Genomic DNA, 15,014 nt, shown 5'->3' with positions numbered 1-15,014 from the left:
GGGAGGGGGCGCACATCAGGAGAATCCGGGACGTAACCGGGGCGTAAGTAGGCGGAAGGGCAGCCGCACATGCAAAGCACGGTCGACGGATTCAGCTACGGACTCGTCACACCGCTGGTGGCCTACCTCATGGCCTGCCTCGGCGGTGCCCTCGGCCTCCGCTGCACCACCAGGGCCATGCTGGTCACCCGTTCCTGGCGCCCCGGGTGGCTCGCCCTCGGCTCGGCGGCGATCGGCTCCGGCATCTGGACCATGCACTTCATCGCGATGATGGGGTTCACGATCGAACACACACCGATCCGCTACGACTGGCTGATGACCTTCGCGAGCCTGGCCGTCGCCATCGTCATGGTGGGCGTGGGGATCTTCATCGTCGGCTACCGGGGCGCGCGCGGGACGGCCCTGTTCACCGGCGGCACCGTCACCGGCCTGGGCATCGCCTCGATGCACTACCTGGGGATGGCCGGGATGCATCTGGACGGGCAGCTGACGTACAACACCTTCACCGTCGCCGTGTCCGTCGTCATAGCCATGGCCGCCGCCACCGCCGCCCTGTGGGCGGCCGGACAGGTCCGGGGCTTCCTGTGGAGCGTGGGCGCCGCCCTGATCATGGGACTGGCCGTCACCGGCATGCACTACACGGGGATGGCCGCCCTCGACGTCCATGTCAGCGGCACGTCCGAGCCCTCCGTCGGCGGGTCCCCGGCCGAACTGCTCGCCCCCATGCTGATCGGCCCCCTCGCCTTCCTCGTCCTCGCCGGCGTCGTCGTCCTGTTCGACCCGCTGATGGTCATGGGGAAGCCCGCCGGGGTCCCCGTCGAGCGGAAGCCGGGCATCCCCGCCCACACCGAGGTCCCGCGCGGTGTCCGCCACCAGGCCCACCACCCCGTGGGCCACACCCGCCGCCCCCTCGTCCACCGGCGCCCCCGCACCCCGCAGAACCGCTGATCGGGACCGGTTGTCAGTGCGGGGTCGTACGGTGGAACCCATGCGGCCCGTTTCCCAGATCGAACGCACGGTGGCGCCCTTCGAGGTCGTCAGCCCCTACCAGCCGAACGGCGACCAGCCCGCGGCCATCGCCGAGCTGGCCCGGCGCGTCGAGGCCGGCGAGAAGGACGTCGTCCTGCTCGGCGCGACCGGCACCGGCAAGTCCGCCACCACTGCGTGGATGATCGAGAAGCTCCAGCGCCCCACCCTCGTGATGGCGCCGAACAAGACACTGGCCGCCCAGCTGGCCAACGAGTTCCGCGAGCTGCTGCCGAACAACGCCGTCGAGTACTTCGTCTCGTACTACGACTACTACCAGCCCGAGGCCTACGTCCCCCAGTCGGACACCTACATCGAGAAGGACTCCTCGATCAACGAGGAGGTGGAGCGCCTGCGCCACTCCGCGACCAACTCGCTGCTCACCCGCCGTGACGTCGTCGTGGTCGCCTCCGTCTCCTGCATCTACGGCCTCGGCACCCCGCAGGAGTACGTGGACCGCATGGTCCCGCTGCGGGTCGGCGAGGAGCACGACCGGGACGAGCTGCTGCGCCGCTTCGTCGACATCCAGTACACGCGCAACGACATGGCCTTCGCCCGCGGCACCTTCCGGGTGCGCGGCGACACCATCGAGATCTTCCCGGTCTACGAGGAGCTGGCCGTCCGCATCGAGATGTTCGGCGACGAGATCGAGGCCCTGTCCACGCTCCACCCGGTCACCGGCGAGATCATCAGCGACGACCAGCAGCTCTACGTCTTCCCCGCCTCCCACTACGTCGCCGGCCCCGAGCGCCTGGAGCGGGCGGTCAACGACATCGAGAAGGAGCTGGCGGAGCGCCTGACCGAGCTGGAGCAGCAGGGCAAGCTCCTGGAGGCCCAGCGCCTGCGGATGCGCACGACGTACGACCTCGAGATGCTCCGCCAGATCGGCTCCTGCTCCGGCGTCGAGAACTACTCGATGCACTTCGACGGCCGCCTGCCCGGTTCCCCGCCGAACACCCTGCTGGACTACTTCCCGGACGACTTCCTGCTCGTCATCGACGAGTCGCACGTCACCGTGCCGCAGATCGGCGCCATGTACGAGGGCGACGCCTCCCGCAAGCGGACGCTGGTCGACCACGGCTTCCGGCTGCCCTCCGCGCTGGACAACCGCCCGCTGAAGTGGGAGGAGTTCCAGGGGCGCATCGGCCAGACCGTGTACCTGTCGGCGACCCCGGGCGCCTACGAGCTCTCCCGCTCGGACGGCGCCGTCGAGCAGATCATCCGCCCCACGGGCCTCGTCGACCCGGAGGTCGTCGTCAAGCCCACCGAGGGCCAGATCGACGACCTGGTGCACGAGATCCGCAAGCGGACCGAGAAGGACGAGCGCGTCCTGGTCACCACCCTCACCAAGAAGATGGCCGAGGACCTCACCGACTACTTCCTGGAGCTCGGCATCCAGGTCCGCTACCTCCACAGCGACGTCGACACCCTGCGCCGCGTCGAACTGCTGCGTGAGCTGCGTGCCGGTGAGTACGACGTCCTGGTCGGCATCAACCTGCTGCGTGAGGGTCTCGACCTGCCCGAGGTCTCGCTGGTGGCGATCCTCGACGCCGACAAGGAGGGCTTCCTGCGCTCCGGCACCTCCCTCATCCAGACCATCGGCCGCGCGGCGCGCAACGTCTCCGGCCAGGTCCACATGTACGCGGACAAGATCACGCCGGCGATGGAGAAGGCCATCGACGAGACCAACCGCCGCCGCGAGAAGCAGGTCGCCTTCAACAAGGCGAACGGCGTCGACCCGCAGCCGCTCCGCAAGAAGATCAACGACATCGTCGCCCAGATCGCCCGGGAGGACGTCGACACCGAACAGCTCCTCGGCTCGGGCTACCGCCAGACGAAGGACGGCAAGGGCGCCAAGGCCCCCGTGCCCGCGCTGGGCGGCCAGGCGACGGGCGGCACCAAGGCGGCCAGGGGCAGGGCCAAGGAGACGGCGGTGACCGACCGACCGGCGGCGGAACTCGCCGGACAGATCGAGGACCTCACCACCCGGATGCGGGCCGCCGCGGCCGACCTCCAGTTCGAGATCGCGGCCCGGCTGCGCGACGAGGTCTCCGAGATGAAGAAGGAACTGCGCCAGATGAAGGAGGCGGGCCTGGCCTGACGGCCCGCCCGGACACGCGCTGTGTTGCAAGACCGACACAAAGCGCGGACCGGGGTGGGGCGCTGTCAGTGCCCCTGCGTAGGGTTCTGGTCAACCGCGGGTAGCGCGGCAACAGGGGACAGTTCGAGAGGGGATCAGCGCGTGACCGTCAACATGACCAAGGGTCAGGCCATCAGTCTGCAGAAGAGCGACGGCGGCAGCCTGACGTCGGTGCGCATGGGTCTCGGCTGGCAGGCGGCTCCCCGGCGCGGCCTGTTCGGTTCGCGCACCCGGGAGATCGACCTGGACGCCTCCGCGGTCCTCTTCGCGGACAAGCAGCCGGTCGACGTCGTCTTCTTCCGCCACCTGGTGAGCGACGACGGCTCGGTGCGCCACACCGGGGACAACCTCGTCGGCGGTGTCGGCCAGGGCGGCGACGACGAGGCGGTCCTCGTCGACCTGCAGCGCGTTCCGGTCCACATCGACCAGATCGTCTTCACCGTGAACTCCTTCACCGGCCAGACCTTCCAGGAAGTGCAGAACGCGTTCTGCCGCCTGGTCGACGAGACCAACGGCCAGGAACTCGCCCGCTACACGCTGGCCGGCGGCGGGGCCTTCACGGCCCAGATCATGGCCAAGGTGCACCGCGCGGGCCAGGGCTGGTCCATGACCGCCATCGGCACCCCGGCCAACGGGCGCACCTTCCAGGACCTGATGCCGGCGATCCTGCCGGTCCTCTAGCAGGCCGCCTCGAACCGCCCGCCCCCGCCGGGGGCGGGCGGACGCCGCACGACACAGCACGAGTGACGCACGAGTGACACAGGGGGAAGGCGATGACGGCCGAGCTGATGCGGGGACAGAACCACCCGCTTCCCCGGGCCCGTCTCGAGATCCGGGTCTCGGCCGGCACGCCGATCGTGGCCGGGGCCACGCTCGGCGACGAGAACGGCACCATCCACGGCGTCGAATGGGTGGCCCACCCGGGCACACCCACCCTGCCGGGCCTGGAGGTCTCCCGGCAGGCAGCCGCCGACCATCGCCTCGCGGTGGACCTGGACGCCGTGCCGGACGCCGTGCACCGCGTCAGTGTGCTGCTCGCCCTGCCCGTCGGCGGGCAGGGCCCGGCCCGGTTCGGGGCCGTGGCCGCCCCCTTCGTCGCCGTCACCGGCCTCGACGGCGACGAAGTCGCCAGTTACACCATCACCGGCCTGGAGGCCGAGTCCGCCGTCGTCGCGCTGGAGCTCTACCGCAGGCAGGGCGCCTGGAAGGTGCGCGCCGTCGGACAGGGCTACGCGGGCGGCCTCGCCGAGCTCCTCACCGACCAGAACCTGGCCGAGGCACACCAACTCGCGCAGAACATCCACGAGGCGGTGGCGAGCGGGCTGGCCCGTTCGGTGCCGGCCCCTCCGGCACGCGCCGCGGACGGCGACCGGGCCCGGCCGGCCGCCGCCCCGGCGCACGGTCCGGACCACGGCAACGCGACCCAGGCCGGTACCGGCCCCGCGGCGCCGGCGTCCCCGTACGACCGCCCCCGGAGCGACGCTCCCGGCCCGCACGCACCCGGTGTGCCGGGACAGAACGGAACACAACAGCCGTACCCGGGCGGACCGGGGGAGTCAGCCGGCACCGGCCAGTCGTCCGCGCCCGCCGCGGGCGGCCCGATCGACTACAGCCACCCACGCCGGCAGACCGGGGCCCCGCCCACGCCCCCGCCGACCGCACCCCCGGCCGAACCCGGGCAGCCCGCCCGGCCCGTCGCCGGTGACGCCACCGGCTGGTCCATGGAGGAGCGGCTCTACAACCAGGTGTGGGGCATGTTCGAGGACCTGGCCCGGACCACGGCCGCCTACCGCAGCGCCGTCGACTTCGCCGACTCCCGCATGGAGAAGGAACTCGACCAGGTCCTGTCCGACCCCCGCAGCCGGATCGGCGGGCAGGGCGACGCCGCCCGGGAAGCGGCCCGCGCCCGGCACGGCCAGCTGGTGTCCCAGGCCAGGGAGGTCCTGGACCGGGACGTCGCTCAGCTCGTCGCGGAGGCCGAGGTCGTCGAGCCCGCCCTGCCGGCGGCCTTCGCACGCTGGGACAACCCCGTCTGGCACGCCTACCGCGTCCCCATGGAGATCCCGATGGCCCTTCGGCTGGGTGATCTCCATCTGCCCGAGGCGGACCGCATACGCGTCCCGATGCTGATACGGCTGCCGATGGAGCGGGGCCTGTGGATCGACAGCGGGCGCTCCGCCTCGCTGGACGGCTCGTTCGCCGACTCGCACGAGACGCGGCGCCTGGGCCTGGAGACGGCCGTCGCCCACGCGGCCCGGCTGCTCGCCATCCACCCCGCGGGCGAGTTCACCGTGCACGTCATCGATCCGGCCGGGGCCGGGGCTCAGGCACTGGCGCCGCTGGTGCAGACCGGGGTGCTGGCCGCCCCGCCCGCCCTGGGTGCCGCCGGGACGGCGGACGTACTCGCCCGTCTCACCCAGCGCGTCGACCTGGTGCAGATGGCGGTGCGCGGAGGCGCTCCCGACGCGCTCCCGCCCGGTCTCGACACCTCCCAGCAGCTGCTGATCGTCAACGACTTCCCGCACGGCTTCGACGACCGGGCGGTCAACCAGCTGCGCTACCTCGCCGACGAGGGTCCGGCCGTCGGCGTCCACCTGATGATGGTCGCCGACCGTGAGGAGTCCGCCGAGTACGGGCCGCTGCTCGACCCGCTGTGGCGCTCACTGCTGCGGCTGACACCCGTGGCCGACGACCACCTCGCCGACCCCTGGGTCGGGCATGCCTGGACGTACGAGCCCCCGCTCGTGCCGCCCGGCAGCCAGGTGCTTCAGCAGGTGCTCACCCAGGTCGCGGCGGCCCGCCGTTCGTGGGGCCGGTGACCCTTCCCGAGCTGGGCTTTTGAGCTTAATTTGCAAATCTCTTTACCTTCTCTTGGGGAATGGGGTACTGTCGTCCGTACGGAGGGGAGTACTCCCTGTCTGTGCGGCGTACCCGTCAATACGGATCAGGCCAGATCCCGGGGCGTCGGCCCGTGGCTTCCGGACGCGTCATGCGTCCCGGACACCCGGGTGGAAGAGACCTCCGGCAGCGACGACGCTGACATCTGCCGTGTGACGTACTGCCGGAGGCGTAGTGGAAGTTTCCGTGACCCTGTGGGTCCTGACCATCGTGGGCCTTGCCGCCCTTATCGCGGTCGATTTCTTCATCGGTCGCAAGCCGCACGACGTATCCATCAAGGAAGCGGGGATCTGGACGGGCGTCTGGATCGCCCTGGCGGGCCTCTTCGGGCTCGGCCTGCTCCTCTTCGGCGGCGGCCAGCCCGCCGGCGAGTTCTTCGCGGGCTTCATCACCGAGAAGTCGCTGAGCGTGGACAACCTCTTCGTCTTCGTCCTGATCATGGCGAAGTTCGCGGTGCCCTCGCAGTACCAGCAGCGGGTTCTGCTCATCGGTGTCCTCATAGCCCTGGTCCTCAGGGCCATCTTCATCGCCGCGGGCGCCGCGATCCTCGCCAGCTTCGCGTGGGTCTTCTACATCTTCGGCGCCTTCCTGATCTGGACCGCCTGGAAGCTCATCCAGGAGGCCCGGGCCGACGAGGAGGACGAGGAGTTCGAGGAGAACAAGCTCCTCAAGGCCGTCGAGCGCCGCTTCGGCGTCGCCGACCGGTACCACGGCACCAAGCTGTGGATTGAGGAGAACGGCAAGCGGATCATGACCCCGATGCTGGTCGTGATGCTCGCGATCGGCACCACCGACGTGCTCTTCGCGCTCGACTCCATCCCGGCGATCTTCGGCCTGACGCAGGACCCGTACATCGTGTTCACGGCCAACGCGTTCGCCCTGATGGGCCTGCGGCAGCTGTACTTCCTCATCGGCGGTCTGCTGAGGAAGCTGGTGCACCTCTCCTACGGGCTGTCGGTCATCCTGGGCTTCATCGGCGTCAAGCTGGTGCTGCACGCCCTGCACGAGTCCGGCGTGCACGTTCCCGAGATCAGCATCCCGGTCTCGCTGGGCGTGATCTGCTCCGTCCTGATCGTCACCACGATCACCAGCCTGCGCGCCTCCAAGAAGCAGGCCGAGGCGGAGGCAGCGGCCGGCGGGAGCGACGACGCCTCGAAGGACAGCGTCGAGGCCTGAGCGAGTACGCCCCAGTCGGGCGGAAGACCGATACCGGGAGCGGCGTGCGGCCAGGAGCCGTGCGCCGCTCCCGGCGCAAGTGGTGGGGCGGGACACGGAATGCGGCACCCGTCACCCTCTGCGACGATCACCGCATGGTCACTGGTCCGAGGGCGTTCCTCACACACTGGACGACCGTCACGCCCGTGATCGCGGTCGTGCTGCTGGCCCTCACCTGGGGTCGCGACCTGCCCGGCGCGGTCGTCGCACTGCTCACGATCGTCCTGGCGGCGTCCGTCCTGGCCGCCGTGCACCACGCCGAGGTGGTCGCCCACCGGGTGGGGGAGCCCTTCGGCTCCCTGGTCCTCGCCGTCGCCGTCACGGTCATCGAGGTCGCGCTCATCGTGACCCTGATGGCGGACGGCGGCGACAAGAGCGCGACCCTGGCCAGGGACACGGTCTTCGCGGCCGTCATGATCACCTGCAACGGGGTGGTCGGTCTCAGCCTCCTGGTCGCCTCCCTGCGGCACGGGATCGCCGTCTTCAACCCGGAGGGCACCGGCGCCGCCCTCGCCACGGTGGCGACCCTGGCCACACTCAGCCTGGTCCTGCCGACGTTCACCACCAGCGCGCCCGGCCCGGAGTTCTCGACCGTGCAGCTGACCTTCGCGGCCCTGTCCTCGCTCGTCCTCTACGGCCTGTTCATCGCGACGCTGACCGTGCGGCACCGCGACTACTTCCTGCCGATCACCCGGCAGGGCGAGGTGATCACGGTCGAGGAGCACGCCCACGCGCCGTCCTCCCGTACGGCCCTGGTCAGCCTCGGGATGCTGGGCCTGGCGCTGATCGGCGTGGTCGGCCTCGCGAAAGGCGTGTCGCCGACCATCGAGGACGGAGTGCAGGCCGCCGGACTCCACCACGCCGTGGTCGGCGTCGTCATCGCGCTGCTGGTCCTGCTCCCCGAGACCATCGCCGCCGTGCGTTCCGCGCGCCGCGACCGGGTGCAGACCAGCCTGAACCTCGCGCTCGGTTCGGCCATGGCCAGCATCGGCCTGACCATCCCGGCGGTCGCCCTGGCCTCCGTGTGGCTCACCGGACCGCTGATTCTCGGCCTCAGCTCCATCCACATGGTGCTGCTCGCCCTGACCGTGGTGGTGGCCTCGCTGACCGTCGTGCCGGGCCGGGCCACGCCCTTGCAGGGAGGCGTCCACCTGGTGCTGTTCGCGGCGTACCTGGAACTCGCCATCAACCCCTAGGCCCTCCCCGGCCGACGGCGGCGAAGCGTCAGTAGGTCACGGTGATGCGCCGGGCGGGGCCGTCGATGCGCACGGTGCCGCCGTACGGGATGACCACCTGGGGATCGGTGTGGCCGAGGTCCACGTCGAAGACGATCAAGGTGTCGGGGGCGTAGACCCGCATCGCCCGCAGCACCGCCGCACGCTGGTCCGCGGCGTACCGGGCGGCCTCCTCGGGGCTGTTGGGACGCTCGAAGGACCAGGTCTTCGGGCGGCCCATCAGCAGCGCGGAGAAGCGGCCGAGCAGCCCGCGCTCGCCCATGTTGCGCAGGATGCGGAACACTTCCTCGGCGCCCGGCAGTTCCTCGGACGTCTCCAGGAAGAGCACATCGCCGTCGTACTCCGCCGGATCGCGCGCGATCTCGCGGTCGGCCATCAGCAGCCAGGCGAGGATCTCCAGGCAGCCGCCCCACGTACGCCCCTCGACCACCCGGTCGGCGTTCACCCAGGACCAGCCCGCCCCGGGGCGCATCTCGGGCTCGGCGTCGAAGGTCGCGGGGTCGGCCCAGTCACGGCCGACGTCGTTCCAGCGCTCGGCGGGCCGCAGCTCGTAGGGGCCGGGGGTGAACAGCGCCGCGCGCAGGGAGTCGGCGGTCTGCGGGTGCATGGCGACGGGGCGTCCCAGCTGGACCATGACACTTCCGCCGTGGAAGCCGACGATTCCCGTGTTGCGCAGGTGGGCGAGCAGGTTGGTGTTGTCGCTCATGCCGAAGAACGGCTTCGGGTTGGCCCGGATCAGCTCCCGGTCCAGCAGCGGCAGCACGGTGATCTGGTCGTCGCCGCCGATCGAGGCGAACACCGCCTTGATGCCGGGGTCGGCGAAGGCCGCGTGGACGTCGGCGGCACGCTCGGCAGGCGTCGAGCCCATCTTCCGCGTGGTCGGATACTCGACCGGCTCGAGACCGTACTCCTTGCGCAGCCGCTCCAGACCCAACTCGTAGGGGAGCGGGAGGAGTCCCGGCAGCCCGGACGCGGGGGACAGCACAGCGACACGGTCGCCGGGGGAGGGCTTGGGCGGGTACGCGATCGTCGTCATGCGCGGAGGGTACGGCCGCCCGGCGTGTCGGTGCACCGTGATAAACCGGGGACCGAGCGGCGGTCGCGCAAGGACCTGCCGCGCCTCTCACGGACCGGAGGAACCGTGCCCCGCACCCTGGCCAACGCCCCGATCATGATCCTCAACGGCCCCAACCTGAACCTGCTGGGCCAGCGGCAGCCGGAGATCTACGGCTCCGACACCCTCGCCGACGTCGAGGCCCTGTGCGTGAAGGCGGCGGCCGGGCACGGCGGCACGGTGGACTTCCGGCAGTCCAACCACGAGGGCGAACTGGTCGACTGGATCCACGAGGCCCGGCTGAACCACTGCGGGATCGTGATCAACCCCGCCGCGTACTCGCACACGTCCGTCGCCATCCTGGACGCGCTCAACACCTGCGACGGGCTGCCGGTGGTGGAGGTCCACATCTCCAACATCCACCAGCGCGAGCAGTTCCGGCACCACTCCTACGTCTCGCAGCGCGCCGACGGCGTCGTCGCGGGATGCGGGGTGCAGGGGTACGTGTTCGGCGTGGAGCGGATCGCGACCCTGGCCGGGGCAGGGGCGGCCAGGGCCTGAGGCCGGGCCGCCGGCCGAGGGCGGGGATCGGGAGGCCGGCGGCCCGTGCCGCCCCGGAGCCGTCGTCCTGCGCGGGGCTGCGTCCAGTCGACCGCGCCGCTCCGGTGCCCGGGGAGCGCACGCGGCCCGCGGGTGTGTGCGAACGCTTCACACGGGGCGCGTACGGAGGTTCGAGCGCCGGGCACGCTCCTCCCGTGCCCCCGGTCACCAGCCGCGGGCCCGCCATTGCGGCAGGTGCGGCCGCTCCGTGCCGAGCGTCGTGTCGTCGCCGTGCCCGGGGTAGACCCACGCCTCGTCCGGCAGCATGTCGAAGACCTTGGTCTCCACGTCGTGGATCAGGCTCGCGAACGCCTCCGGATCCTTGAACGTGTTCCCCACACCGCCCGGGAAGAGGCAGTCCCCGGTGAACACGTGCGGATGCCCGTGCGGGTCGTCGTAGACCAGGACGACGGAGCCCGGCGTGTGCCCGACGATGTGACGTGCGGTGAGCTCCACCTGCCCCACCCGGATCGTGTCGCCGTCGTCGATCAGGACGTCGGTCGGCACCGGGATGCCCTCGGCGTCGTGCCGGCCGGCGTGGGTGCGGGCACCGGTGGCCGCGACGACCTCGGCGAGCGCCTGCCAGTGGTCGCCGTGGCGGTGGGTGGTGACGACGGACGCGATGCCGTCGTCGCCGATCGTGCCGAGCAGGGTGTGCGCGTCGTTGGCGGCGTCGATCAGCAGCTGCTCGTCGGTGGCCCGGCAGCGCAGCAGATAGGCGTTGTTGTCCATCGGACCGACCGCGACCTTGGTGATCATCAGGTCCTTGAGCTCGTGCACGTCGGCGGGTCCGCCGACCCTGACCTCTCCGCTGTACGTCATGACGGCAGCCTAGCGCCGGGAGGCGGCCCGGTCCTCGGACCGCCTCCCGGCGGCTACAGCGGCGGCAGCGCCGGCAGCGGGCCGCCCTCCACCGTGAGCGCCAAGCCCTCCCGACGACCGGCGAGCCAGCCGAGCAGATCGGCCGGGGGACCGGTGACGGTCACTTCCGGGTCGTCGGCCTCGCGTCCCGTGCGCCACGCGCGCGTGCCGTCCGTGAGCCGGGTGGGCGGCACATCGGGGTGCCCGGAGAACCGGGCGGCGAGGAACGCGGTCTCGCGCTCGGCGAACTCCGCCGGAAGATCCTCCAGCTCGTACCCGATACCCAGGTCCACGTGGTGCAGTTCCACCTCGATCCACCGCCGGAACGGCACCCTGGACGCGGAGTCGGTGACCGCGTTGCGCAGCTCCACGGTGCGCGACCAGTCCGCGGGTGCGGCTCCCGTCTCCTGGAACCGGGCCGCGCTCTCGCGCACGTCGGCGAGCTGCGCGTCGAGGGAGCGCGGGGCGTCCCGCTCGATGTCGGCGTCCCGGGCCTCGCCGGAGACGTACATGGGGCGTCCCTCGAGGACGTTCACGAGGGCGTCGGCGTTCCGGGCGAGGTGGGCGAGGACGTGGCCGCGACTCCAGCCGGGAAGCCGTGACGACTGCGTCACGGACGCGTTGTCCAGTTTCCCGACCGCGGTGAGCAGCCGCTCGGTCGCGTCACGTACAGACGCCAGGTCATGAGCGTGATCAATCATGCTGCTGACCCTAGACCGGGCCACACCTTCGGGTGAAGGTTGTGAACGACCCCCGTAATTCGAATGCGCGTGCTATAAGGTCGAAGGCGGCGTCGGGCATGCTGGGAAGTCGGGGTTTGTTGACAACCGGTGAATCCGACCGGCGTTGTCAGTGGCTCCCCCTAGTCTGAGAAAGACGGGGGCCCCGCCCCTGTCACTTCTCTCAAGAAAGGTGCGGACCGGCGTGGCCGACCGTCTCATCGTCCGTGGCGCGCGCGAGCACAACCTGAAGAACGTCTCGCTCGACCTGCCTCGTGACTCGCTCATCGTCTTCACGGGCCTGTCCGGGTCGGGCAAGTCCTCCCTGGCCTTCGACACCATCTTCGCCGAGGGCCAGCGGCGCTACGTGGAGTCGCTCTCCTCCTACGCCCGGCAGTTCCTCGGCCAGATGGACAAGCCGGACGTCGACTTCATCGAGGGCCTCTCCCCGGCGGTCTCCATCGACCAGAAGTCGACCTCGCGCAACCCGCGCTCCACGGTCGGCACCATCACCGAGGTCTACGACTACCTGCGCCTGCTCTTCGCCCGCATCGGCAAGCCGCACTGTCCCGAGTGCGGCCGGCCGATCACGCGCCAGTCGCCGCAGGCCATCGTGGACAAGGTCCTGGAGCTGCCGGAGGGCAGTCGCTTCCAGGTGCTGTCGCCGCTGGTGCGTGAGCGCAAGGGCGAGTTCGTCGACCTCTTCGCCGACCTCCAGACCAAGGGCTACTCCCGCGCGCGGGTGGACGGCGAGACCATCCAGCTGTCCAACCCGCCGACGCTGAAGAAGCAGGAGAAGCACACCATCGAGGTGGTCGTCGACCGCCTCACCGTCAAGGACACCGCCAAGCGGCGCCTCACCGACTCCGTCGAGACCGCGCTCGGCCTGTCCGGCGGCATGGTCGTGCTCGACTTCGTCGACCTCCCCGAGGACGACCCCGAGCGCGAGCGCATGTACTCGGAGCACCTGTACTGCCCGTACGACGACCTGTCCTTCGAGGAGCTGGAGCCCCGCTCCTTCTCCTTCAACTCACCCTTCGGCGCCTGCCCCGACTGCTCCGGCATCGGCACGCGCATGGAGGTCGACGCGGAGCTGATCGTCCCCGACGAGGACAAGTCCCTCGACGAGGGTGCCATCCACCCCTGGTCCCACGGGCACACCAAGGACTACTTCGGCCGCCTGATCGGTGCCCTCGCGGACGCCCTGGGCTTCCGGACGGACATCCCCTTCGCGGGGCTGCCGCTGCGAGCCAGGAAGGCCCTGCTGTACGGTCACAAGACCCAGGTCGAGGTCCGCTACCGCAACCGGTACGGCCGCGAGCGCCGGTACACCACCGCCTTCGAGGGCGCGATCCCCTTCGTCAAGCGCCGGCACAGCGAGGCCGAGAGCGACTCCAGCCGTGAGCGCTTCGAGGGCTACATGCGCGAGGTGCCCTGCCCCACCTGCGAGGGCACCCGCCTCAAGCCCCTCGTCCTCGCGGTCACCGTGATGGGCAGGTCCATCGCCGAGGTCTCGGCGATGTCCATCAGCGACTGCGCCGACTTCCTGGGCGAGCTGAAGCTCAGCGCCCGCGACAAGAAGATCGCCGAGCGCGTGCTGAAGGAGGTCAACGAGCGGCTGCGGTTCCTGGTCGACGTCGGTCTGGACTACCTCTCGCTGAACCGCGCGGCAGGCACCCTCTCCGGCGGCGAGGCCCAGCGCATCCGCCTCGCCACCCAGATCGGCTCCGGACTCGTCGGCGTGCTGTACGTCCTCGACGAGCCGTCCATCGGCCTGCACCAGCGCGACAACCACCGGCTGATCGAGACCCTCGTCCGACTCCGCGACATGGGCAACACCCTCATCGTCGTCGAGCACGACGAGGACACCATCAAGGTCGCCGACTGGATCGTCGACATCGGCCCCGGCGCGGGCGAGCACGGCGGCAAGGTCGTGCACAGCGGCTCCCTCAAGGAACTGCTGGACAACGCGGAGTCCCAGACCGGCCTGTACCTGTCCGGCAAGAAGGCCATCCCGCTGCCCGACATCCGGCGCCCGCAGGACCCCTCCCGGCGGCTCACCGTGCACGGCGCCCGTGAGAACAACCTCCAGGACATCGACGTGTCCTTCCCGCTGGGCGTCTTCACGGCCGTCACCGGCGTCTCCGGCTCCGGCAAGTCGACCCTGGTCAACGACATCCTGTACACGCACCTGGCGCGCGAGCTGAACGGGGCGCGCAACGTCCCCGGCCGGCACACGCGCGTGGACGGCGACGACCTCGTCGACAAGGTCGTGCACGTCGACCAGTCGCCCATCGGCCGCACCCCGCGGTCGAACCCGGCGACGTACACCGGCGTCTTCGACCACATCCGCAAGCTGTTCGCCGAGACGACCGAGGCGAAGGTCCGCGGCTACATGCCCGGCCGGTTCTCCTTCAACGTCAAGGGCGGCCGCTGCGAGAACTGCGCGGGCGACGGCACGATCAAGATCGAGATGAACTTCCTCCCGGACGTCTACGTCCCGTGCGAGGTCTGCCACGGCGCCCGGTACAACCGGGAGACCCTGGAGGTCCACTACAAGGGCAAGTCCATCGCCGACGTCCTGAACATGCCGATCGAGGAAGCGACCGACTTCTTCGAGGCGGTCCCCGCCATCTCCCGGCACATGAAGACCCTGAAGGACGTCGGCCTCGGCTACGTCCGGCTCGGCCAGTCCGCGACCACCCTCTCCGGTGGCGAGGCCCAGCGCGTCAAGCTCGCCAGCGAGCTGCAGCGCCGCTCCACCGGACGCACGGTCTACGTCCTGGACGAGCCGACCACCGGTCTGCACTTCGAGGACATCAGCAAGCTGCTGACGGTCCTCGGGGGCCTGGTCGACAAGGGCAACACGGTCATCGTCATCGAGCACAACCTCGACGTGATCAAGACCGCCGACTGGGTCGTCGACATGGGCCCCGAGGGCGGCGCCGGCGGTGGCCTGGTGGTCGCCGAGGGCACGCCCGAGCAGGTCGCGGGCATCCCCGCCAGCCACACCGGCAAGTTCCTGCAGGACGTCCTCGGTGCCGACCGGGTCAGCGACGCCTCGGTGACCCGGCCGCGCAAGGCGGCGGCGAAGACGGTCGCGACCAAGGCCACCGCCAAGAAGACCGCCACGAAGACGGTCACCGGCACGGCCGCGAAGAAGGCGACGGCCACCAAGACGGGCACGACGGTCAAGAAGGCCGCCAAGCCCGCCAAGCCCGCCGCGAAGAAGACCACGCGGACGAGCAAGGCCTGAGTCCCGACAG

11 protein-coding genes are annotated in these 15,014 nt (G+C 70.5%); 8 read left to right on the top strand and 3 right to left on the bottom strand.

Going from position 1 to position 15,014, the window contains the following annotated elements:
- The first annotated feature begins 69 nt into the window (after window positions 1-69).
- From ACGH7X_RS09980 to ACGH7X_RS09955, 6 genes are all read left to right on the top strand, one after another.
- Window positions 70-948 carry an MHYT domain-containing protein gene (locus ACGH7X_RS09980; protein ID WP_399883795.1) on the top strand — a complete coding sequence of 293 codons (879 nt, stop codon included), beginning with the start codon at window positions 70-72 and terminating at the stop codon, window positions 946-948.
- Window positions 949-988: 40 nt separating this feature from the next.
- Window positions 989-3,127 (top strand): excinuclease ABC subunit UvrB, encoded by a 2,139-nt coding sequence (uvrB, locus tag ACGH7X_RS09975; RefSeq protein WP_399883793.1) that lies wholly within the window; start codon window positions 989-991, stop codon window positions 3,125-3,127.
- 141 nt (window positions 3,128-3,268) lie between these two features.
- Entirely contained in the window at window positions 3,269-3,847 is a 579-nt protein-coding gene (locus tag ACGH7X_RS09970) for a TerD family protein (protein WP_282086252.1), read from the top strand.
- Window positions 3,848-3,939: 92 nt separating this feature from the next.
- Window positions 3,940-5,985, top strand: coding sequence for a TerD family protein (locus tag ACGH7X_RS09965; RefSeq protein WP_399883791.1), 2,046 nt, complete (start codon window positions 3,940-3,942; stop codon window positions 5,983-5,985).
- 253 nt (window positions 5,986-6,238) lie between these two features.
- A complete protein-coding gene (locus ACGH7X_RS09960) occupies window positions 6,239-7,240 on the top strand; it encodes a TerC/Alx family metal homeostasis membrane protein (protein WP_399883789.1) in 1,002 nt (333 codons plus the stop codon).
- 134 nt (window positions 7,241-7,374) lie between these two features.
- Window positions 7,375-8,475: a calcium:proton antiporter gene (locus ACGH7X_RS09955; protein WP_399883787.1), complete on the top strand. Its 1,101-nt coding sequence runs from the start codon at window positions 7,375-7,377 to the stop codon at window positions 8,473-8,475.
- A 28-nt stretch (window positions 8,476-8,503) separates the two neighbouring features.
- Here the strand turns inward: ACGH7X_RS09955 and ACGH7X_RS09950 are convergent, their stop codons facing one another.
- Window positions 8,504-9,550 (bottom strand): S66 peptidase family protein, encoded by a 1,047-nt coding sequence (locus ACGH7X_RS09950; protein WP_399883785.1) that lies wholly within the window; start codon window positions 9,548-9,550, stop codon window positions 8,504-8,506.
- Window positions 9,551-9,655: 105 nt separating this feature from the next.
- Here ACGH7X_RS09950 and aroQ point away from each other — a divergent pair, with 105 nt between their 5' ends.
- Window positions 9,656-10,129, top strand: a complete 474-nt coding sequence (gene aroQ / locus ACGH7X_RS09945; protein WP_217170387.1) for a type II 3-dehydroquinate dehydratase — start codon at window positions 9,656-9,658, stop codon at window positions 10,127-10,129.
- Between the two features lie 204 nt (window positions 10,130-10,333).
- Here aroQ and ACGH7X_RS09940 read toward each other — a convergent pair whose 3' ends face one another.
- Together ACGH7X_RS09940 and ACGH7X_RS09935 are read right to left on the bottom strand one after the other, a co-directional pair.
- On the bottom strand, window positions 10,334-10,990 hold the full coding sequence (locus ACGH7X_RS09940) for an MBL fold metallo-hydrolase (RefSeq protein WP_399883783.1): 657 nt from the start codon (window positions 10,988-10,990) through the stop codon (window positions 10,334-10,336).
- 53 nt (window positions 10,991-11,043) lie between these two features.
- Window positions 11,044-11,730: a maleylpyruvate isomerase family mycothiol-dependent enzyme gene (locus tag ACGH7X_RS09935; protein WP_399883781.1), complete on the bottom strand. Its 687-nt coding sequence runs from the start codon at window positions 11,728-11,730 to the stop codon at window positions 11,044-11,046.
- Between the two features lie 223 nt (window positions 11,731-11,953).
- On the opposite strand from ACGH7X_RS09935, the gene uvrA reads away from it, so the two are divergent.
- Complete coding sequence (gene uvrA, locus ACGH7X_RS09930) at window positions 11,954-15,004, top strand: excinuclease ABC subunit UvrA (RefSeq protein ID WP_399883779.1); 3,051 nt, start codon at window positions 11,954-11,956, stop codon at window positions 15,002-15,004.
- The last annotated feature ends 10 nt before the right edge of the window (window positions 15,005-15,014 follow it).

The sequence above is a fragment of the Streptomyces sp. BBFR51 genome (genome assembly GCF_044591655.1).
Classification (GTDB): Bacteria; Actinomycetota; Actinomycetes; order Streptomycetales; family Streptomycetaceae; genus Streptomyces.
The sequence above is the reverse complement of the archived record's forward strand: the minus strand, read 5'-3'. Positions and strand labels throughout refer to the sequence as shown.